General features: G+C 62.3%; 19 protein-coding genes. 13 read left to right on the top strand and 6 right to left on the bottom strand.

Annotated features, from left to right (window positions below; translation table 11 throughout):
• Both V6607_RS19530 and V6607_RS19525 read right to left on the bottom strand, forming a co-directional pair.
• Positions 1-1,737 (bottom strand): hypothetical protein, encoded by a 1,737-nt coding sequence (locus tag V6607_RS19530; protein ID WP_102606333.1) that lies wholly within the window; start codon positions 1,735-1,737, stop codon positions 1-3.
• Positions 1,734-3,560 (bottom strand): tyrosinase family protein, encoded by a 1,827-nt coding sequence (locus V6607_RS19525; RefSeq protein ID WP_102369362.1) that lies wholly within the window; start codon positions 3,558-3,560, stop codon positions 1,734-1,736. Before V6607_RS19525 ends, V6607_RS19530 begins: the two co-directional genes overlap by 4 nt.
• 159 nt (positions 3,561-3,719) lie before the next feature.
• On the opposite strand from V6607_RS19525, the gene V6607_RS19520 reads away from it, so the two are divergent.
• From V6607_RS19520 to V6607_RS19470, 11 genes are all read left to right on the top strand, one after another.
• Positions 3,720-4,184, top strand: coding sequence for an Lrp/AsnC family transcriptional regulator (locus V6607_RS19520; protein ID WP_032899475.1), 465 nt, complete (start codon positions 3,720-3,722; stop codon positions 4,182-4,184).
• Positions 4,185-4,703: 519 nt separating this feature from the next.
• A complete protein-coding gene (locus V6607_RS19515) occupies positions 4,704-5,297 on the top strand; it encodes a transposase (protein WP_134327685.1) in 594 nt (197 codons plus the stop codon).
• Positions 5,298-5,356: 59 nt separating this feature from the next.
• Positions 5,357-6,955: a ShlB/FhaC/HecB family hemolysin secretion/activation protein gene (locus V6607_RS19510; RefSeq protein WP_008430334.1), complete on the top strand. Its 1,599-nt coding sequence runs from the start codon at positions 5,357-5,359 to the stop codon at positions 6,953-6,955.
• A 24-nt stretch (positions 6,956-6,979) separates the two neighbouring features.
• Positions 6,980-8,779, top strand: a complete 1,800-nt coding sequence (locus V6607_RS19505; RefSeq protein WP_134326877.1) for a MotA/TolQ/ExbB proton channel family protein — start codon at positions 6,980-6,982, stop codon at positions 8,777-8,779.
• An 11-nt stretch (positions 8,780-8,790) separates the two neighbouring features.
• Entirely contained in the window at positions 8,791-9,216 is a 426-nt protein-coding gene (locus tag V6607_RS19500; protein WP_003211540.1) for a biopolymer transporter ExbD, read from the top strand.
• Positions 9,217-9,219: 3 nt separating this feature from the next.
• On the top strand, positions 9,220-9,927 hold the full coding sequence (locus V6607_RS19495; RefSeq protein ID WP_134326876.1) for an energy transducer TonB: 708 nt from the start codon (positions 9,220-9,222) through the stop codon (positions 9,925-9,927).
• Between the two features lie 41 nt (positions 9,928-9,968).
• Positions 9,969-11,666: a putative porin gene (locus V6607_RS19490; protein WP_134326875.1), complete on the top strand. Its 1,698-nt coding sequence runs from the start codon at positions 9,969-9,971 to the stop codon at positions 11,664-11,666.
• 17 nt (positions 11,667-11,683) lie between these two features.
• Entirely contained in the window at positions 11,684-12,310 is a 627-nt protein-coding gene (locus V6607_RS19485) for a DNA repair protein (RefSeq protein ID WP_134326874.1), read from the top strand.
• A gap of 20 nt (positions 12,311-12,330) precedes the next feature.
• A complete protein-coding gene (locus V6607_RS19480) occupies positions 12,331-12,813 on the top strand; it encodes a YbjN domain-containing protein (protein WP_134326873.1) in 483 nt (160 codons plus the stop codon).
• Positions 12,810-13,745 (top strand): peptidylprolyl isomerase, encoded by a 936-nt coding sequence (locus V6607_RS19475; RefSeq protein WP_134326872.1) that lies wholly within the window; start codon positions 12,810-12,812, stop codon positions 13,743-13,745. Before V6607_RS19480 ends, V6607_RS19475 begins: the two co-directional genes overlap by 4 nt.
• A 51-nt stretch (positions 13,746-13,796) precedes the next feature.
• Positions 13,797-14,774 (top strand): LysR family transcriptional regulator, encoded by a 978-nt coding sequence (locus V6607_RS19470; protein WP_003211527.1) that lies wholly within the window; start codon positions 13,797-13,799, stop codon positions 14,772-14,774.
• Between the two features lie 737 nt (positions 14,775-15,511).
• On the opposite strand, the gene potE is transcribed toward V6607_RS19470, so the two are convergent.
• Together potE and V6607_RS19460 are read right to left on the bottom strand one after the other, a co-directional pair.
• A complete protein-coding gene (potE, locus tag V6607_RS19465; RefSeq protein ID WP_134326871.1) occupies positions 15,512-16,828 on the bottom strand; it encodes a putrescine-ornithine antiporter in 1,317 nt (438 codons plus the stop codon).
• 67 nt (positions 16,829-16,895) lie between these two features.
• A complete protein-coding gene (locus V6607_RS19460) occupies positions 16,896-17,327 on the bottom strand; it encodes a hypothetical protein (protein ID WP_134326870.1) in 432 nt (143 codons plus the stop codon).
• 148 nt (positions 17,328-17,475) lie between these two features.
• On the opposite strand from V6607_RS19460, the gene V6607_RS19455 reads away from it, so the two are divergent.
• Positions 17,476-17,868: a RidA family protein gene (locus tag V6607_RS19455; protein WP_003207956.1), complete on the top strand. Its 393-nt coding sequence runs from the start codon at positions 17,476-17,478 to the stop codon at positions 17,866-17,868.
• Here the strand turns inward: V6607_RS19455 and V6607_RS19450 are convergent, their stop codons facing one another.
• A complete protein-coding gene (locus V6607_RS19450) occupies positions 17,869-18,765 on the bottom strand; it encodes a LysR family transcriptional regulator (protein WP_134326869.1) in 897 nt (298 codons plus the stop codon).
• 157 nt (positions 18,766-18,922) lie between these two features.
• On the opposite strand from V6607_RS19450, the gene V6607_RS19445 reads away from it, so the two are divergent.
• Positions 18,923-19,924, top strand: coding sequence for an ABC transporter substrate-binding protein (locus tag V6607_RS19445; RefSeq protein ID WP_003207959.1), 1,002 nt, complete (start codon positions 18,923-18,925; stop codon positions 19,922-19,924).
• 137 nt (positions 19,925-20,061) lie between these two features.
• Here V6607_RS19445 and V6607_RS19440 read toward each other — a convergent pair whose 3' ends face one another.
• A complete protein-coding gene (locus V6607_RS19440; protein ID WP_134326868.1) occupies positions 20,062-20,961 on the bottom strand; it encodes a LysR substrate-binding domain-containing protein in 900 nt (299 codons plus the stop codon).
• Positions 20,962-20,982 lie beyond the last annotated feature (21 nt).

Raw genomic sequence — 20,982 nt, 5'->3', positions numbered from 1 at the left:
TCAGGCGCCAGGCACCAGCGCCAATCCGGATTCCCATGGGTGTTCCGCCGCGCTGGGGTTATCGGCTTCGCCCGGGTTGAGGGCGCGCACTGTCACCAGCCCCGGTGCGGCAGTGGGGCTTACGGTGATGGTCAGCAGGTAGCCCTGGGTGCCACCGGAGTTGGTTTGCCCGGGGATGGCCGAGGCATCCGGCAGGAACTTTGTGACCTGCGCCGTCACCCCAGGATTGGAGAATTGCACCCGCGCCGTCTCGGCGGTGGTCTTGAGGTCGGCGCCTTGCACCACCAGGGCAAACTGCCCGCTGGTGCCGGGTGCCAGCCAGGCTGGCAGGTCGGTGGGTGACTGCCCGTAGAACAGGTCCAGCGGCAGCAGCTGTACCGGCCAGGGTTGCACGCCGTTGACCCGGTCCGTCACGCACGGGCAGGAATCCGGCGTCGGGCTGATGGGCGTGGTTGTCACACTCAGGCCCACCAGCAACTGCTGGGCAATCACCCACACGTAGTCGATCGGCTGGCCGCTGATGGTGATGTCGTTGATCGAGAACCCGGCGCTGACCGGCACTTCAAACACCGCTTGCAGAATCTGGTCGGAGCCGTTGGCGGCGGACTTGGCGGTGCCACGGGTGATTTTCCAGTACTGGCTGACGTCCTGGCCCTGGGGGCCTTTCCACGCCGAGAAGTCGGTGGGTTGTTGCAGGTACAGGCCGATGGGGTTGGTCAGCGACAGCCGGTTATTCACTGCCACGCTGTTGGCCGAGAAACCGATATGCGGATCGGAGTTGCGGTAGTTCTGCCCGTATTGCGCGCAGCAGATCAACGCCTGGGAATTCTGGCTGCTGCTCAATGGCCGCAGGATGGTCGCCGCGGCAGCCAGGTACACCTCGGCGCTCAGGGTGTTGGGGCCGGAGGTCAGATGCATCGCACCGCCGTACTGGCCAGGCACACAGGCGGTGCCGGCGTTCCATTTGTTGACGGTGTCGTAGGCCGGTTGACCGGTGGTGGGGTCGATGACCGGATCGCCGGCCTTACCGGTCGGGCAGTCGGCGGTGTAGCGCAGGTACAGGTCTTCGAGTTGCACCTGCGGGTCGATGTAGTCGCGATACAGCCCCAGTACAGCAGTCGGATCGATGCGCCACATGGCCAGGAAATACGCCGGGTTTTCGCAAGTGAAGGTGATCTTGCGCATGTTGCCGTCGGCATCGCGCACGATGGACCACTCGCAATATTCGTCAAGCCAGCCACGGGGGCCAGAGGGCGAGAAATCCTTGTACTTGCCTTGCCAGTCGATGCTCGGGCAGCGAGTGACGGGGAGTTGCAGCAGGGTGCCTTGCTTGTTCGGGTCGTAGAGCATGTACAGGGTGTTGTTGATCGTAATCTGGCCGTTGTCGGTCAGCTCCATCACCTGTTGCATGGACATGGCCTTGCCGCCCAACTGTGGAATCACCGCCGTGCCGTTGTTGTAGAAAAACGTCCACAGCCGATTGGGGAAGGGCGCCCAGGTAATCGCCGGCGGCGTGGTGGGGCCGTAACCTTCCACCAGTGGGTTGTAATAGCCCGAGCGCGGCGCGTCATTGAGGCCCGACCACGGGTTGCCGATGATCGCAGACTGGGTCCAGCCGGTGAGGTCGTTGTTCCAGTCGGTTTCAAACTGCGGCAACTGGTTTTCCAGGCCCAGCTTGTTGTAGTCCTTGGGAGCTTGCCCGGCGGGAGAGGTGAATTGTTTGAAGGGTGTGCTCATGTCGATTCTCCAGGTGTTGTTGTGGTGGAAACGGAGCAGCAACCGGCACTGGGAGCAGGGCCGGCGACGGTTTGGCGCGGGTCGTCCCACACCAGTTGGGCGATAAAGCCAGGCAGCGGCGCGTACTCTTGCGGCGTCAACACCCGGGCACTATCGAGATGGGTCACCACCACGGATAACTGCGTGGTGTCAGTGGGGCGAAGGTTCAATGCGGCAGCAGTGCGCGCGGCATTCAGCGCGCGTGACACGCCATGGGTGATGCAGCGGCCCTTGTCATCCACCAGGCCCATGCCGATGCGACTGAAGCGCCCGACATAGTGCGGATTGTCGGCGCTCACCTGCTGCGGCGTGGCGTCGGGCTGGTTGAGGAATACGTCGATCAGGTAGGTGTCGTGGGTGCAGCGCACATGGTCGAACACCACCCACGGGCCCAGGCTTGCGGTTTGTTCCTGCGCTTGCATCGGCGTCGAACTTTGCTGGCAGCAGGCTTTTGCGGCCGGGCGGCGGGTGCCAAAGGGCGGGGCGACGGGCACACCGTAGTCATAGCCGATATGCCGACTGTCCTGGGCCATGTCCCCCAGGGTGGTGTAGCGCCAGGCGTCGGCACTGGTGAAGGTGACATCGTCGGCCTCGCTGCCGGCAAACGGCTGGAGCAGGCACTGGGTGGTGTACTGCGCTGCCGGGTGGGCGCGGATCCAGACCTCCAGCATCCGGTCGATATTGGCGTGGTAGGAGCTGAACACCGGGTCGAACGCGGTGTAGGCGTTGTCGGCCATGTCGCCGCCGATCCAGCCGTGATAGTTGTCGTGGGGCTGCTCGTAGAGCCCGTCGAAATTCAGCGCGCGGTTGGGGTACAGGTCATCTTCCTGGGGGGGATCAAACACCGGGATGTTCGCCCAGGGATAACCTGGCACGCCCTGGGGCTGGCTGAAGGTGTTGAACTTCAGGGCATCGACCACCTGTTGCTGGAAAATCCGGCTCATGCCGTACAACTGGGTGCGTTCGACGCGCTGCGTTTCGCCCCGGGTATAGAACAGCGGATTGCGTTGCACGAAGCGGCAGTCCACACCCGGGATGCTGGCCTTTTCACAGACCTTCGAACAGCCGTCCTTGGCAGCGGCGTAGCGCAACGGATTAGGGCGAACCTCGCCGGTGTGCGGGTGCACGTAGGTTTCATCGAGAAACGCCTGGGGCAAGCCGGCCTGGGGGCTGCCGTCGACACTGGCGTCTTCGGCCATCCAGTCCCAGTAGGGGATGGGGCAGTCGATCAGCGCTTCCAGGTACAGCAGATAGGCCCGGTGCCACAGGGCAAACGCTTCCTGGTAATGCAGGCACCAGTTGGTGTGGATATAGGCGTAGCGCTGCCACGGGGAGCCGCTGTCGGCGTTGGCCACCTGCATTACGTCATCGAGGCGTGAGCGGTACAGGTTCAGTTGTTCCTGTGTCAGTGCGCGAATGTCCTGGCGCACGCGTTTGACCGGGTGAGGCAGGTCGGGTGGGGGGATGCGTTCTGCCTCGTCGAACGGTGAGGCGGGAGTGAGGCGCCAGCCCTGGTTGACCCACAGCCTGAAGGTTTCCAGCGCGTCGATGGGCCAGAACTGCTGCTGGTCGAGGGTCAGCGGCATGCTGCGGGAGGCCAGGTGCTGGTAGATGGTTTCGGACCAGGTCTTGACGGAGGCGGGGTCTTCGAGGAATACGAAGTAGGCGTTCATGCAGCCCACCCAGGAGGCGGCGACGGCGGCGCGTTGCTCTTGGGGGATCCAGTAGGGGGCGCTGAATAGGCCGTGGATATCGGTGGCCCATGTCGGTTTCGCGACTATCATAAGATCCCTCTCATGCGGCCCCGGTGCCTGATTTGGCTGGGCTGCTAAGCTGGATTGATGTTAGTGCGCCACCGCGCAGGATTTGTGCAAATTGGTGGGTGTTTACGGTGGATTCATTGCAGTTTTTTCAAGGAAGATATGGAAAAAATGACAGATGCCATGGATTTGAAGATTCTGGGGAAATTGCAAAGGGATTGCAGTCAGAGTCTGGAGTTGTTGAGTGACAGTGTCGGGCTGTCTTCAACCAGTTGTTACCGGCGTATCAGGCGGTTGGAGAGTGTCGGGATCATCAAGGCCAAGGTGGCGGTGCTGGATGAGCGCAAGCTTGGGATTCAGGTTACGGCGTTCTTCCTGATCAAGCTTGATAGGGACAGCAATGATATCGACCGCAAGATGCAGCATATCCTGGCGAGTCATCCGGAGATTCAGGACTGTTATCTGCTGACCGGGGAGTTTGATTTTGTGATGGTGGCGAAGTTTCGGGATGCCACTGAGTACACTGATTATATCTATCGGTTTTTAGAGATTTATCGGGATATTCCGATTCGTACTTATTCGTCTACTTTGGTGGTGCGGACGGTTAAGAAGTCTTATGAGTTGCCGTTGCCGGGGTCTTTGGTTTGAGTACATCTCCGTTTCTTCGGTAACGGCCGCTTATGGTTCCGCTCTTACAGCGGGTCACTTTTGGCAAACGCCCGGAATGCCGGCCCAGCCAAAAGTAACCAAAAGGTCTCTGCTCCACCACTCGGTGCCTCGCCTAGGCTCGGCATGCCCGCACTCCGTGGTTCTGCTTTTCTGTGGGAGCTGGCTTGCCTGCGATGCAGACAACTCGGTTTTTCAGATACACCGAGGCGATGCCATCGCAGGCAAGCCAGCTCCCACATTTGAACCGTGCCCGCTTTAACTTTTGATTTTGCTTCACAACACTCCAAAAGTGAGCCGCTGTAAGAGCGGAACCAATATCAGCCCTGACCGCAGCAACGGATATGCCCACCTCACCCCGCCCCAAAAAAGAAGCTTTTATGACAAAAGTTCGGTAGTCCCCAGCGACCCCCGTCTTGGCTATGTAACGCGCTCAACACCGCCAAAAAAGGCGACGTCAGAGCCGCAAGCAGGATGCCAGGAGTGGGGCGAATGGGAACTATGGAACGTTACTCGAAAGTCGGCATGCAGGAGCTCGACCAGCGCCTGTCAAAGATCGTCGAAGCCGCACGCAAAAAACCGGTCTCGGTCTACCGCTATGGCGCACCGTGGGTATGGATCGTCTCCCAGGACGACTGGCAAGGCGCGCTCAAGGAAGTCTCCAGCTACATCCCCGCAGGCCATTCACTGGTCTTGCTGCGCCCGCAGATCGACGACATCCTCGACCTCCATCGCGACCTGCTCCAGGCCCAACCCGGCACCCAGATCGACCCCCAGACCGTCTTGCAGATCCTGCTGCTGCAACTCCTGTACTCAGTCCCCAACGAACAGCAACTGCACGAACAACTCAACTACAACCTGCTGTTCCGCTGGTTCGTCGGCCTCGACCTGAACCAGAAAGTCTGGGGCATCAACCTCCTGCAACGCGACATCGCCACGTTCCTGAACAACCCGCAGGCGGTGCAGTTGATCCAGAAAATCATTGGTGAAGTGTTCTGTGGCGCCTTGCTGCACATGCCGGAGTTCTCCCTGAACTTCGCCCTGCTGCACACCTGGCTCGCACGGCACGGCAACACCTCGATATCCAGCAATTGAACTGGCCAAACGCCGGGCAAACGGCGACGGCAATCATCTCGAGTAAACCAGGGGGCGGTGTGGAGCATCTGTTCAAATCAACGCTGGCGCTGTGCTGGCTGACGCTGGGTGCACTGGCGCAACCGCTACAGGCCGAAGAGCAGGGCACCCAGCCCGAGCCTCCGGCACGGCTGGTGGACGTCAACGAGTACTTCGTGCGCGGCAACACCGTGCTCGACGCTCGTGCGATCGAAGAGGCGGTGTACCCGTTTCTCGGCCCGCAAAAGACCCTCGCCGACATCGAAGGCGCCCGGGATGCCTTGCAGAAAATCTATCAGGCACGCGGCTATCAGTCGGTGTTCGTCGAACTGCCGGAGCAGAAGGTCGATGACGGAATCGTTTACCTGCAGGTCAGCGAAACCAAGGTCGGGCGCGTCCGCGTGGTCGGCGCCAAGCACTATTCGCCGGTGGAAATCCGCGACGAAGTACCCGGCTTGAAGGAGGGCGCGGTTCCGGATTTCACCAGCGTGCAAACCCAACTCGCCGGCCTCAATCGCAGCGCCGGGCGGCAGGTCACGCCGCTGGTCCGCGAGGGCCAGCGCCCCGGCACCATGGACGTCGACCTGCAGGTGGAAGACCAGAACCCCTGGCACGCCAGCCTCGGCCTGAACAACGACTACAGCGCCGACACCAAGGAGCTGCGCAGCGTCGCGACCCTGGGTTACGACAACCTCTGGCAACTGGGCCACAGCATTTCCCTGACCTACTTCACCGCGCCCCAGGACAGCGACAACGCCAAGGTCTGGTCGGGCTCCTACACCGCGCCGCTGACTGATCGCTGGAGCCTGCAGTTCTCCGGTTATCAGTCCGACAGCAACATCGCCACCATCGGCGGCAGCAACGTGTTGGGCAAGGGCCATTCCTATGGCGTGTCGGCGATCTACAGCCTGCCGGCCAGTGGCAATTGGGCCAATTCGTTCTCTGCCGGGGTCGACTTCAAGGACTTCAAGGAGCAGATGAAGTTTGGCGGCAGCACGGACGATATCCCGCTGAAGTACGCACCGCTGACCTTCGGCTACAACGGCTACCGCTACACCGAGCAGTCGCAATTGGGGCTGGGCTTGAGCCTGGTGGTGGGTACCCGCGCGTTCTTCGGCTACGGCAGCGACGCCGAGGAGTTCCAGTACAAGCGTGACAAGGCCAGCCCGAGTTTTGCGGTGCTCAAGGGTGACCTGAATTACACCTACACCTTCGGCAACGACTGGCAGTCGGCGTCCAAGGCCGGCTTCCAGCTGGCCTCGGGGCCGCTGGTGTCCAACGAGCAATATTCCGCTGGCGGCGCTACGTCGGTACGCGGGTATCTCGCCGCCGAGCGCACCGGCGACGAAGGCTACCTGTTGTCCCAGGAGCTGCGCACGCCGTCCCTGGCCAAGTTCCTCGGCAGCTACGTGCAGGAGTGGCGCTTCTATGCGTTTGCCGAAGGCGCACGCCTGCGCCTGCATGACCCGCTGCCCGAGCAGGAAGACGAATACAGCCTGGCCAGTGTCGGCCTCGGCACCCGCGCCAGTTTGAGCAAGTGGTTGTCCGGCAGCCTGGATTGGGGCTACCCGCTGCTTGAAGGCCCAAATACCCAGAAACAGGACTCGCGACTGCACTTCAGTGTGCAGGCGACTTTCTGACCCCTTTTTTCGGAGACTCCTGACATGCAACGCCTATTTCTGAGCCTGTTGATCTGCCTGGGCTTCGCGCTCCCGGCCACCGCCCATGCCTGGTGGCAGGACGATTGGCACTACCGTAAACAGATCACGGTGGACACCACCTCCCAGGGCGCAGCCATCAGCCAGGCCCTGGGCCGCACTGCGTTGCTGGTGCGCCTGCACACCGGCAACTTCACCTTTGACGGGGTCAAGGACGACGGCGCCGACCTGCGCTTTGTCAGCGCCGATGACAAGACCGTGTTCAACCACCAGATCGAAAGCTTCGACCCGCTGATGGGCATGGCGCTGATCTGGGTCGATGTGCCCAAGGTCGAAGGCGGCCAGCGCCAGGACCTGTGGATGTACTACGGCAACCAGAAGGCGCCGGCCACCGCCAACGGCCAGTTGACCTTCGACCCGAACTACACCGCGCTCTACCACTTCGACGGCGCCAACGGCACGCCGCCCCGGGACACCACGGCCTACGGCAACACTGCCGTGAACGCCACCGGTGCGAGCATCGACGGCGTGATCGGCCGGGCCTTGCAGTTCAGTGGCCAGCCGTTGCTGCTGCCAGCCAGCCCGTCGCTGCAACACGCAGCGGGCGGCGCCTTCACTTTCAGCGCCTGGTTGCGGGTCGACCAGGCCAGCGGCGAGCAAGTGGTGGTGGCCCGTCGCGAGGGCGCCCACAGCCTGTTGCTGGGCTTGAACCAGGGCATGCCGTTTATTGAAATCGACGGCCAGCGCGCCGTCTCGACCCAGCCGCTGAACCCCGGCCAATGGCAGCACCTGGCGTTCACCGCCGAGGGCGACAAGGTCTCGCTGTACGTCAACGGCCGTGAGACCGCGACCCTCGCAGTGGCGATGCCGGCGTTCAATTCGCCACTGGCCATCGGTGCCGATTTGCCGGAAGCCGCCGGCGGGCACCTGCCGTTTACCGGGGCCATGGACGAACTGCGCTTGTCCAAGGTCGCGCGCCCGGCAGCCCTGCTGCTGGCCGATGCCACGGCCCAGGGCGCCGAGTCGAAACTGGTGGCCTATGGCGTGGATGAAGAACAGTCGGGCTTCGGCTTCGGCAGCCTGGGGTTCCTGCTCAAGGCGGTGCCGGTGGATGCCTGGGTGATCATCCTGGTGCTGGTGGGGATGATGTTCCAGTCGTGGTTCATCATGCTCCGCAAGAACCGCCAGGTCAGTCGCGTGAGTGCTGCCAACGATATCTTCCGCGAGCAATTCGCACAGATCGGTACGCGCCTGGAGATGTACTACGACGACGCGTTGCTGGCCGAGCGCCTGACCCATTCCTCGCTGTGGCGATTGTACCGGGTCGCGGTCAAGGAAATCCGCACTCGCCGCGCCCAGGGCGCCGACACCTCGTCGGTCTCGGCAGCCACCATCGAAGCCATCCGCTGCTCCATGGACGGCGTGCGTACCCGGGAAAACCAGCAACTCGGCGCCAAGCTGTCGACCCTCTCCAACGCGATTGCCGGTGGCCCGTATATCGGCCTGCTCGGCACCGTGCTGGGGATCATGGTGGTGTTCCTCGGCACGGCGATGGCCGGCGACGTGAACATCAACGCCATCGCCCCGGGCATGGCGGCGGCCTTGCTGGCCACGGCCATGGGCCTGTTTGTCGCGATCCCCGCGCTGTTTGGCTACAACCGCCTGATTACCCGCAACAAGGAAGTCAGCGCCGACATGCGCGTGTTCGTCGACGAGTTCATCACCCGCCTGGCGGAGATGCACGGCGAGAGCCAGCACAGTGAAGCGGCGCACCGTCGCGACCACCACGCCCACGTCCCGGCCTGAGGAGAATCAGCATGGCTTCCGTGAATGCCTCCCACGACGATGACGATGACGCACCCGTCGACAGCATCAACATCACGCCCCTGGTGGACGTGCTGATGGTGGTGTTGGTGATGTTTATCCTCACCGCCACCGCCCAGGTCTCGGGGATCCAGATCCACCTGCCCAAGGCCAGTGCTTCGGTATCGCTGTCCGAGGCCAAGACCAAGGCCATCTCGGTGAACGATGGCGGCCAGGTGTTTCTCGACGCTTACCCGGTGACCTTGCCTGAGCTGGAAGAGCGCCTGCGCATCGAGAAAGCGCTGAACCCGGACTTCCCGGTGATCGTGCGCGGCGACGCCATGGTGCAGTACCAGAAGGTCATCGAAGTACTCGACCTGCTGCGTCGCCTGGAGCTGTCCCAGGTCGGGCTGGTCACCGGCAAACCGAGCCAGGGCTGAGTCATGACCGCACAGATGCCGATCGCGCCGACGCCCCTCAAGAACAAGCCGCCATTGCGCCCGCTGAAGTGGGGCATTGGCCTGCTGCTGGGCGCCGTGGCTGCCTGGTTTCTCTGGCAGTGGGCCAATGACATGAGTGGCGTGCGCCGTGAAGCGCCCAAGGTGCCGACGATTATTCCGTTGCCGCCACCGCCACCACCGCCGCCGGAAAAACCCAAGGAACCGGAGCCCGAGGTGCAGGAGAAAGTCCCCGAGCCGGAGCCTACGCCGACCCCCGACGAGGTCAAGCCCGAGGAGGAAGCACCGCCTTCACCGGCGGACGACCTGGCCAACCCGATGCAGATCGACGGCGACGCTCAGTCCGGTACCGACGGTTTCAACATCGGTGCCGGCAAGGGCGGCGGCATGGCCGGTTCCGGTGGTGGCGGGCTCGGTACCGGGACGTTCAAGCAGTACCTGGCCGGGGTGTTCCAGCGCCTGCTGCGGGAAGACCCGGAGCTGCGCAAGAAGGCCTACACGGTGCAGGCCGACCTGTGGCTGAGCGCAGACGGCGAGGTGACGCGCGTGGAGCTCGCCAAGTCCAGCGGCGACGCCGACACCGACGCCCAGGTGCTGGCCGCATTGCGTGCCACACCGCGGCTGAAGGAACGCACACCCACCTCAATGACCCTGCCGGTACGCCTGTCCCTCAAGGGCCGGCGCCCGGATTGATCGAACCCTTTTTTGCAGTTTTCTACAGGAGTTGTGTGCAGATGATTTCCCACGTGAATCGATTGACCCTGGCGGTCGGCATGGTCATCGCGACCCTGGTCGGCCAGGCGACGGCCGCCGCCGCGCCTTCGGAAAACGCCACGATCAACCTGATCCGCCTGCTGGTGCAGCAAGGTGTGCTCAAGCAGGAACAGGCCGACGGGCTGATCGCCCAGGCTGAAAAAGAGGCTCAGCAGGCACGTCAGGCCAGCACCGCCACGGCAGTAGCGGCAGGTCCAACTGCGGCCCCCGGCGATGTGCGGGTGCAGTACGTGCCGGCAGCGGTGCGCGACCAGATTCGCGACCAGGTCAAGGCCGAGGTCATGGCCACCGCCAAGCAGGAAAACTGGGCCCAGCCCAACACGTTCCCGGAGTGGGTCTCGCGCATCAGCTTCGACGGCGATATTCGCCTGCGGGATGAGTCGCGCTATTTCTCGGGCAACAACAGCAATGAAATCGTCGATTACGCCAAGCTCAACGACAGCGGCCCCTACGACGTGAACAAGAACACCAACACCAAATTGCCGCCGCTGCTCAACACCCGCGAAGACCGCGAGAACCTGTTCCGCCTGCGCGCCCGCCTGGGCATGAAAGCCGTTATCTCGCCGGAATGGACCGCCGGCATCCGCCTCGGCACCGGCAACGACAACAACCCGGTGTCCACCACCCAGACCCTGGGCGGCGGCTTCGGCAAGAAAGACATCTGGCTCGACCAGGGCTACCTCACCTGGAAGACCACCGACTACATGACCCTGACCGCCGGACGTTTTGCCAACCCGTTCTATTCCACCGACATGATGTATTCCGGCGACCTCAACTTCGACGGTGTGGCGGCGATCTTCAACCACAAGCTCAACAGCGACTGGGGCCTGTTCGGCACCCTCGGCGCGTTCCCGGTGGAATACAGTCCCGACACCGCCACCACCAACGGCTTCGACAAGGACGAGAGCGAAAACAAATGGCTGTTCGGCGGGCAGATCGGCGCCGACTGGAAGATCAACCGCAGCAACAGCCTGAAGGGCTCGATGGCCTACTACCACTTCGGCGATATCCAGGGCGAACGCTCCAGCCCTTGCTCGCCGTGGGCCGGCCAGCCGGCGTGCGATACCGATGGCACGCGCCTGGCCTTCATGCAGAAGGGCAACAGCGTGTTCCTGCTGCGAGACATCACCCCCAACCCGGCAACGCCTGGCCTGACCCCGCAACCGCAATTCGTCGGCCTGGCCTCCAAGTTCAACGTGCTGGACCTCAACCTGGCGTGGGACAGCGAGCTGCCGGAAGACCTCAAGCTGCGCAGCCAGACCAACTTCATCCACAACCTGGCCTACGACAAGGGCGAGATGCTCAAGCGCAGCGAAGGCCAGATCGTCAACAACCTCAACCGCGACGGCCAGTTTGAAAGTGGCGGCAATGCGCTGCTGGTGCAGTTCACCCTCGGCAGTGCGCTGGAGATGCGCAAGAAGGGCGATTGGAACGTGCTGGCCGGCTACAAATACATCCAGCCGGATGCCTTGCCGGACGGCTTCAACGACTCCTCGTTCCACCTCGGCGGCACCAACGCCAAGGGCTATTTCATCGGTGCCAACTACGGCCTCGACAAGAACATCTACGCCAGTGCCCGTTGGCTCAGCGCCTCCGAAGTGTATGGCGCGCCGTTTGAAGTGGATGTCATGCAACTGGAACTCAACACGCGCTTCTGATGCGCCGGAGAAAGCTCATGAACACGCGAATTTGCGGCCTGCTTCTACTGCTCGTCACCACCGGCGCTTCGGCTGAAGGCATGGAGGAGCGCCTGCGCACTCAGCTGCGCAGCACCACCCAGCAGTTGCAGGCGCTGCAAAGCGAGCAGGCCCAGGCCAGTGCCGCACGCATCGCCGCCGAAACCCAGGCCAAGCAGGCCCAGGCGCAGGTCAAGCAACTGACCGCCGAACTGGAAAAGACCCGTGGCGTGGCCGAGCAACTGGTGGGCCAGCAACAGAGCCTGCACAGCCAGGCCCAGGCCCAGGTGGCCGCGAGCAATGAGCAGGTGGGCAAGTTCAAGAAAGCCTATGAAGACTTGCTGGTAATCGCCCGGGGCAAAGAAACCGAGCGCGCACGTTTGCAGGCGCAACTCACGGAACGTGACACACAAGTGCAGCAATGTTCAGTCAAGAATCAACAGATGTACGACGTGGCCCAGCAGTTGCTGACGGCCTACGAAAAAATCGACGTGGCCGACGTGATGAGCATCCGCCAACCGTTCGCCAGCAGCACCCGGGTCAAGTTCGAGGAACTCGCCCAGGGTTTTGGTGACGGCCTTTACCTTAATCGGTTCGATGCTCCACAGGCCGTCACTAATCATTGATCGACAAGGAAGAGACCCCTATGAGCGACGTACAACTGATCACCAGCGTGACCCCGCAAGCCTTGACCGAGCTGCTGCAGGAAGCCGGCTACCGGGTCAACCAGACCGAGCAGAACGGCATCGTGCAATTGCTCAGCGCAAGCCAGGGCATCGGCTTCGCCGTGCGTTTCGGCAACCCGGCGGCAGAGCAGGGCAGCTACGTGGACTTCACCTACAGCTGCGCGCTGCGGGTGCAGGGCGAATTGCCCGAGGGGCTGGCCCAGGTCTGGAACGCTTCCCGACGTTTTGCGCGGTTGTCGTTGCAGGGTGAGTTCCTGCTGATGGAGATGGACGTGGTGGCCGCCGGCGTGGGTGCGCCGTACTTGCGCAATCAGCTGGAATTGTGGGACCGCCTGCTGCAGGAATTCATCGTCTACCTGCGTGAATACAGCCAGCAAGCCGCCCAGCTCCAGGCCGGGTCCGCGCCTGCTGTCGACGCGCGCGAAGAGGCGCCTGCACTGTGAAGAAACCAGCCCTGGTGGTCGGCGCTGGCGCCCTGGTGGTGCTGGCGGTCGCGGTGGGGTTGAGCCTGCGGCCGGGCAGTGACCCGGTCGCAGCCCAGCAGCCGGCGCCGGTGGCCGTGAAGGACGGGCCGGCGGTGGCGCGCCTGGGCAACCAGCAGATCGACCTCGCCGAACTCAAGTCGGTGTTGGCCGCCTTGCCGACGGAAACCCGCGAGCAGTTGCGTGGCAACCGTGGCGCCCTGGAAACCTGGCTGCGTTCGCGCCTGGCGCAAAAGGCCGTGCTTGAACAGGCCGATGCCCAGGGCTGGCGGCTGCGTCCGGAGGTGGAGCAACAGACCCGCGCCGCCACCGAGCAGATCGTGTTTCGCGACTACATGTTGTCGGTCAGCCAGGTGCCGACGGATTACCCCAGCGCCGCTGAATTGCAGCAAGCCTATGACAGCGGCAAGGCACAATGGGTGACGCCGCCGTTGTACCAGGTCAGCCAGATTTTCCTGGCCGTGAGCGACCCGCAAACCGTCGACAATGTGCGCCGCCAGGCCCAGGAGTTGAGCCGCAAGGCGCAGGCCTCGCCGGGCGAGTTTGCCGCCCTGGCCAGCCAGTATTCCCAGGACCCCGACAGCGCCCGGCGCGGTGGCGATGCCGGGATGCAGCCATTGCAGCAATTGGTGCCTGAAATGCGCGGTGTGGTGGCGCGGCTCAAGACGGGCGGGGTGTCGGAGCCGGTGCAGAGTGCGGCGGGTTTTCACGTGCTCAAACTCACTGGGCAACAACCGGCGCGCACCGCCACGCTGGATGAACTGCGGGGCCGCTTGACCGAGGCCTTGCGTGCGCAACGCCAGGAGCAGATTGCCAAGGCCTACCTGGAAGGCATGCTCAATACCGCGACCTTGAGTATCGACGGCGCCGAGCTGAACAAGGTGCTGGAGTAAAACCGTATCACCGCATTGGATGCACAGTACCCACAAGACAGGGAGTCTCCCATGGTATTTGTTGAACCGGCTGTACCCCACGGCGTCGCGCCTTATCGTGCGTCGACCGAATCCCGCGAGGCCTGGCTGGCCCTGGCGGCCGCCATCGAGCCCGAGGTGGCGCAGTATTTCCTGATCAGCGCCCGCTGTGGGTGTTTCATGCAGGCGGCTCGCAGCCTCAACATCAAGGCCACGCAGTTGCGCAAGCGCCTGGCGCAGCTGGAAGAGCAACTGCGGCGTTCGCTGTTCAGCTATCAGGGCAATGTCCTGGCCCTGAGTCGTGAAGGGCAGCAGTTGCAGGCGCAGTTGATTGCCCTGGCGCATGAGCGACGCTTGCCGGTGCTGGAGCAACCGTTGATTCGGCTGGCGGTTGCCGAGTCGATCCTGCATGACATTCTGGGGCGGGACCTGATTGCGCTGTTGCGGCGCAATGCGAGTGTGCGGCTGGAGATCATTTCCATCGACAGCGAGTTGGGGTTGCAGGCGCTGGATGCGGATGTGGTGGTGTGGTTGTCGGGGATGGATTCGCCGGGGGCGGGGCCGAGTTTTGCCATTGGGGCGCCAGAGGTGTTGGCGCGGTTGGATTATTCGCCGCATATTGCCAAGCGGTATTCGCGGTTGGCGGTGCGGCCGGACAGCATTGAAGACCTTGCGGATTATATGTTGGTGCAGTGGCAGCCGGACCGGCAGGTGGAGGCGCTGCGGCCGTGGAATAGCCTGGTGGAGCAGCGGCTGGCGGGGGTAGTGCGGGTGGAAGCGTATCCGCTGATGCTGGAGATGATTCGGTGCAGTGCGTGTATTGGGTTGTTGCCGCGGTACATGAGTTGTTTTGATCGTGGGTTGACGGCGTTGGATGGGGTGTTTCTGGAGGGGATGCAGCGGCAGGTCTGGATGGGGGTGAGTGCTGATGTGCGGCATCCGCTGGAGGTGGGGTGGGTGGTGGAGATGATTCGGAATACGTTTCTTGAGCGGGGGGAGTGGTTTGATTGATTGATTGATTGAGTACATATCCGTTTCTTCGGTAACGGCTACTTATGGTTCCGCTCTTACAGCGGGTCACTTTTTTACAAACGCCTAAAAAAGTAACCAAAAAACGCTTTGCCCCACCACTCGGTGCCTCGCTTAGGCTCGGCATGCCCGCACTCCGGCAAGGCTCCGCGGGCCGCCGCGACGGGCCATCCATGGCCCGGCGCGGCTAAATCGGCATCCTTGCCGATTTACCCGCTCCACCGTGCCTACTTGCGGCCATCGTGGTTGACGGGGCGCCTAAGATCAAAATCAAAATCAAAAGCAAAAGCAACAGCACAGCGGCCTCCCGGCCGGCTTGAGTGTTAAAAGCAAAGACCAGAGCGAAAGCAGATCTGCTTTTCTGTGGGAGCGGGCTTGCTCGCGAAAAACCTGAGAGCGCCGCGTTCATTCAGAATGCCCGCGTCATCGTTAACGACCTTCGCGAGCAAGCCCGCTCCCACATTTGGACCGTGCCCGCTTTAGCTTTTGATTTGGCTTTTGCTCTTCAACACTCAAGCCGGCCGGTAGGCCGCTGTGCTCTGCTTTTGATCTTGATCTTGGGCGCCCCGTTAAACCACGCTGGCCGGAGTGAGGGCACTCCGAGCCTAAGCGAGGAGCCGAGTGGTGGGGCAAGAGCGTTTTGCTTACTTTTGCGCTGTTCAAAAGTGAGCCGCTGTAAGAGCGGAACCGATACAAGCCATCACCAAAATAACGGATATTCACCCGCCACTGGCCGTGATAAACCGCCGCGCCAAAAAACCATACAACAGATACCCAAACGCCAACACCAGCGTCGCACCAAACACCGCCTCCTCACCACACGCATAAATCGCATACAGCGAATACCCCACGGCAATCAGCAACACCGTGGTATTGCGTGCATAAATCGAGGCCGCCACCCGCGCCTTGTGCATCATCACCAGCAGCCCAGTCAGCGCAGTGACGTAAGGAATCAAATTAGTCACCACCGCCAGGTTCACCAACTTGCCGAACTGCGCACTGGCTGTGGGCGAGATGGTCGACAAGGCAATCAGGCTCTGCAACGCCGCACAGGCAATCAGCCCCAACACCGGCGCGTGGGCGCGGCTGACCCGGCTGAAGAAGCGCGGAAACAGGCGCTGGTCCGCCGACATCTTGGCCGTTTGCGCCAGGGTGAATTGCCAGCCCAATAGCGAGCCGATGCACGCCACTACCGCCAGGGCCATGATGATATCGCCCACCAGCGGCGTGAAGATCTGCGCATACACCAGGGCAAACGGCGCGGAAGACTCGGCCAGTTCGGCGTTAGGCACGATGCCCTGGATCACGCTGGTGGACAGCACATACACCAGCGCCGCGCCGAGGGTGCCCAGCAGGCAGGCCAGCGGCACGGTGCGCTTGGGGTCTTCCACCGCGTCATAGCCCTGGGCCGCGGACTCCATGCCGAGGAAGGCCCAGAGGGTCAGCGGGATACTCGCGCCAATCGCATCCCACAGTTGCAGTTGGTTGGGGTTCCAGGCATCGCTGAACACCTCCGTCTTGAAATAGAACCAGCCGATCACGCTCAAGCCCGCCACGGGAATGATCACGCCCCACACCGTGATCACGCCGATCCGCCCGGTCAGGCGCGGCCCGCCGAAGTTGGCCACGGTGGTCAGCCAGATCAGCCCGAGGGTGCCGATGAACAAGGGGATGGGGCCGCTGCCCAGCCACGGGATGAAGGACGACAGGTAGCCCACCGCCGAAATCGCAATCGCCACATTGGCGATGATCAGCGACAGGAAATACAGGAACGAACAGAGGAAGAACCCGGACTTGCCGTGGGCCTCTTCGGTGTAGGCCGACATGCCGCCGGTGCGGGTGCAGAAGAGGCCGCACTGGGCAAAACAGTACGCGATCGCCATCGAGCCCACGGCGGTGATCAGCCACGACAGCAGCGAAATCGCACCCAATTGCGCCATGCTGGCGGGCAGCATGATGATGCCCGAGCCCATCATGTTGATCGCCACCAGGGTGGTCAGGCCCATCAGGCTCATCTTTTTGCTTGGCTCGGCCATCGGCGACTCCTTGCGCTGAGAGGACAGCCTTGTCAGTGAAGCAGCTTGTTGCCTGTTTGCGCGATTATCAGCCTGCTGCCTGCGGCTGCATCCGCAACTCACCTTCCACATCCTTGACCAACCCACTGGCCAGGAACAGCGGCGCCACGCGCTTGTGCAGCTGCGGCTCGACAAATTCCTTCACCGTGTCCAGCGCCAGCGCGCCGCTCAACGGCAGCTCGGCCTTGGTGTAAGACAACCAGGCTTTCTTCAGTATCAACAGCACGTCGCTGCCGGCGGTGGAGGCGAAGCGGCGGTGGGTTTTTTTACCGTCGAAATCGAAGGTGTGCTGAAACTCGTAACCGGCCTCGCTGCCCTCGCTGGCGACGCAGCGGATGCAGGTGCAGGGGCCATCGCCGAAAGCGCTGCGCAGGTAGTTGTTGAAGTCCACCACGGGCTTGAGTGACAGGCGTTTGTCCACCTCGAACAGGTCCCCGGTCATTTTTTCGTCAGTGTTCAAGGTCCATTTCCTCGCAGCGGTTTTTTCAAGGGCGGCACGATACCAGCCGAAGGGCGTGGGCGGGTAGTTTTTGGTCGCCTCAGTGGGGACGTCCATTCGCCAATGCCCTTGTTACAGTTTCCTTAAATCATCGCCCAAGGAAACCGACATGAGCAGCAAACCCACGATCTACAACCACGGCGTTTCATGGGAAGAGGGCAACAGCGTCAGCCAGGGCTACCGCGTCAATGGCACGATCTATATTGCCGGGCAGTTTTCTCACACCCTGGAAGGTGAGTTCGTTGACGGTGATGCCGCCGCCCAGACCCGCCAGACACTGGAGAACCTCGACCATGTACTGGCCGGCTTCGGCGTTGGCCGCTCGAACATTGCCGCTGTGGATTTCTTCCTGGTGCATGCCAAGCGCGATTTTGAAGCGGTGGTCAATGTGTGGAAAGAATACATCGGTGAGCATCGCCCGGCCGCGACCCTGGTCGGCGTGAATTACCTGGCGTCCGATGCACAGATCGTCGAGATCAAGGTGATTGCTCACGCCGACTGATCAGCCCGTCAGCTCATCCACCATCAGGTCGATAAAGCGCCGTACCCGAGGCTCCAGGAAGCGTTTGCTCGGGTACATCGCCAGGATCTCCACGTCTCCCGCGTCCAGGTTGGGCAACACGGGCACTAGGCGCCCGGCAGCCAGGTCCTCGGCCACCACGAAGTCCGGCAGCAAGGCGATGCCCAGCCCGGACACGGCAGCGTCGCGCAGTGCTTCGCCGCTGTCCAGGCGCAGGCGGCTGCGCCCGTACGCCTTGACCCAGGTGCCGTCCGCTTCGCGAAAGCGCCAGCTTTGCTTGCGCGTGCGGCTGCTGAAATACAGGCAGTCGTGGTGGGCGAGGGCGTCCATGTCCCGGGGTATGCCGCGCTCGGCGAGATAGTCCGGTGCGGCGCACAGCAGCGCCTGATAACGAGCGACCACCCGGGAAACCAGTTGGCGGTCGGTGTTTGCGCTGCCGATGCGGATGGCCAGGTCGAAGCCGTCCTCGACGATATCGGCGATGCGGTCGCTGAAGCTGACTTCCACCTGCACCTCGGGCCAGGCTTGCAGGTATTTCTTCAACAGCGGCAGCAACACCTTGCGCCCGAACGCATCGGGCAGCGTAAGCCGCAATAAACCGCGCGGTACCCCGGTGGGCTGGCCGATGCGGCTTTGGGCGTTGTCCACTGCGGCGAGGATCTCCAGCCCCTGGTCATACAGCGCGCGGCCTTCGTCGGTGAGGCTCAAGGTGCGGGTGGTGCGGTTCAACAGACGCACACCAAGGCTGTCCTCCAGGCGCGCCACCGCCTTGCCGGCCGCCGAGCGGGTCAGCCCCATGGCCTGGCCACCGGCGACAAAGCTGGCGCCATCGACCACCGCCATGAAGATCAGCATCTCGTTGAGGTTGGTGCGCAGCATGCAGAGTGGCTCCGGGGATGACATCAGGCACAGGCGCGCAATATAGCAGCGCCGGCGGGCAGTGTTTTTCGTATATCCATAGATCGCGATATTCTTTTTCGCACTGTACGCGGGCCGCTACGCTCGCAACCCTTCTCAAACTCGCGGCAGCGTTCTCATGATAATAAAACGACCCACCCTGACGCTCCTGGCAGCAGCCAGTGCGCTCCTCAGCCTTGGTGCACACGCCGAAGGCAAGATCAGCATCGCCCAGCAATTCGGCATCGGCTACTTGATCCTCGATGTGGTTCGTGACCAGAACCTGATCGAGAAACACGGCAAGGAGCAGGGCCTGGACATAAAGGTGGAGTGGAACAGTATCTCCGGCGCCACCGCGATGAACGAGTCGCTGCTGGCCGGCGCGCTGGACGTGGTGTCGGCGGGTGTGCCGCCCATGCTCACGCTGTGGGACCGCACCAAGGGCAAGCAGAACGTCAAGGCCATCGCCTCGCTGGGCTCGATGCCCAACTACCTGCTGACCAATAACCCGGATGTGAAGACCCTCAAGGACTTCAGCGAAAAAGACCGCATCGCCGTACCGGCCGCGGGTGTGGGTTTTCAGTCGCGCACCTTGCAGATTGAAACCGCCAAGCAGTTCGGGAACGACAACTACAAGAAGTTCGACGATATCTCCATCAGCCTGGCGCATCCGGACGCCACTGCGGCGCTGATTGCTGGCGGTTCAGAGATCAACGCACACTTTTCCAGCCCGCCGTTCCAGTATCAGGAGTTGTTGAATCCCAAGGTGCACAAGGTGCTGAGTTCCTACGACATTCTCGGCGGCCCGGCGACGTTCAACGTGCTGTACACCACCGAGAAATTCCACGACGAGAACCCCAAGACCTACAAGGCGTTCTATGACGCGTTGGCCGAGGCCGAGAAAATCATCAAGGCCGACAAGCCGGCAGCGGCCCAGGCTTACATTCGTGTAGAGCAGTCGAAGCTACCGCTGGCGCTGGTGGAGAAGATTGTCCAGGACCCGGAAATCGACTTCACCATCGTGCCGCAGCGTACCTATATCTATGCCGAGAAATTGCAGGAGTTGGGGGTGTTGAAGAACAAGGCGGGGAGCTGGAAGGATTACTTCTTTGAAGAGGCGCATGGCGGGAACGGCAGCTGACTCCATTCTGAATTGAAACGCACACAAAAATGTGGGAGCGGGCTTGCTCGCGAATGCGGTGGGTCAGTCGATACATGTGCTGGCTGAACCACCGCATTCGCGAGCAAGCCCGCTCCCACATTGGATCTGCGGTGTTTTCAATTCCCCGCAAGGTTGTTCTTGATCCAGTCGTACAAGTGATTCCCCTCGCTCGACAACTCGCTGTTGGCCCGCCGGCACAGGTAGTACTGGCGGCCATCATCGACCTGTAGATCAAACAGCTTCACCAACTCCCCATTTGCCACATGCGGCGCCACCAGTGGCGCGCGCAGCAGTGAGCAGCCCAACCCGGTCAGCGTGGCCGTCAGCGCCAATTGACCATCCTCCAGCAGCAAACCATTCAACGCGGTCCCGTGATGCACGTCGGCGGCCTGGAACCATTGGCTCCAGGTGCCGCGTTCTTCGTCGTGCAACAGCGGTAATTCACTCAGCGCCTCAGGTGTGTCGATCGGGCCGTGTTGCTCCAGGAATGCGCGGCTGCAATACGGCGTCACCGCCCCGGAAATCAGCGGCTCGCTGTGGTACCCCGGCCAGTGCCCGGTGCCGAAGCGGATCGATAAATCGGCAGCGTCGCTGGGGTAGCTGCGGTGGTTGGCGTAGGTGACGTTGATGTCCAGCGCCGGGTGGTCCTTGAGGAACTGTGCCAGGCGCGGGATGAACAGGTTGATGCCGAACAGCGGGATCAGGCTGATGGTGACCTGGCGCGTGGCGCTTTTTTCCCGCACGTGTTCGGTGGCGCTGCGCAGTACGGCGAAGGCCGAGCGGATGGCCCGGTAGTACTCGCGGCCTTCTTCGGTGAGCACCAGGTTGCGGCCCTGGCGCAAGGTCAGCGCTTGCTGCAGAAAGCTTTCCAGCAGGTGCAGTTGATGGCTGACGGCGGACGGCGACACGTCCAGTTCGCGGGCGGCGGAATTCACTCCGCCGTGGCGGGCAAACGCTTCGAAGGTGCGCACGGCACGCAACGGCGGGTCATTGGCTAACTGTTCTAAATTATTCATGTGTTGAATTAAATACTAAGT

Source organism: Pseudomonas sp. KK18, from assembly GCF_037094675.1.
Classification (GTDB): domain Bacteria; phylum Pseudomonadota; class Gammaproteobacteria; order Pseudomonadales; family Pseudomonadaceae; genus Aquipseudomonas.
Note: the sequence above shows the minus strand (reverse complement) of the source record. Positions and strands in the feature narration are given on the sequence as shown.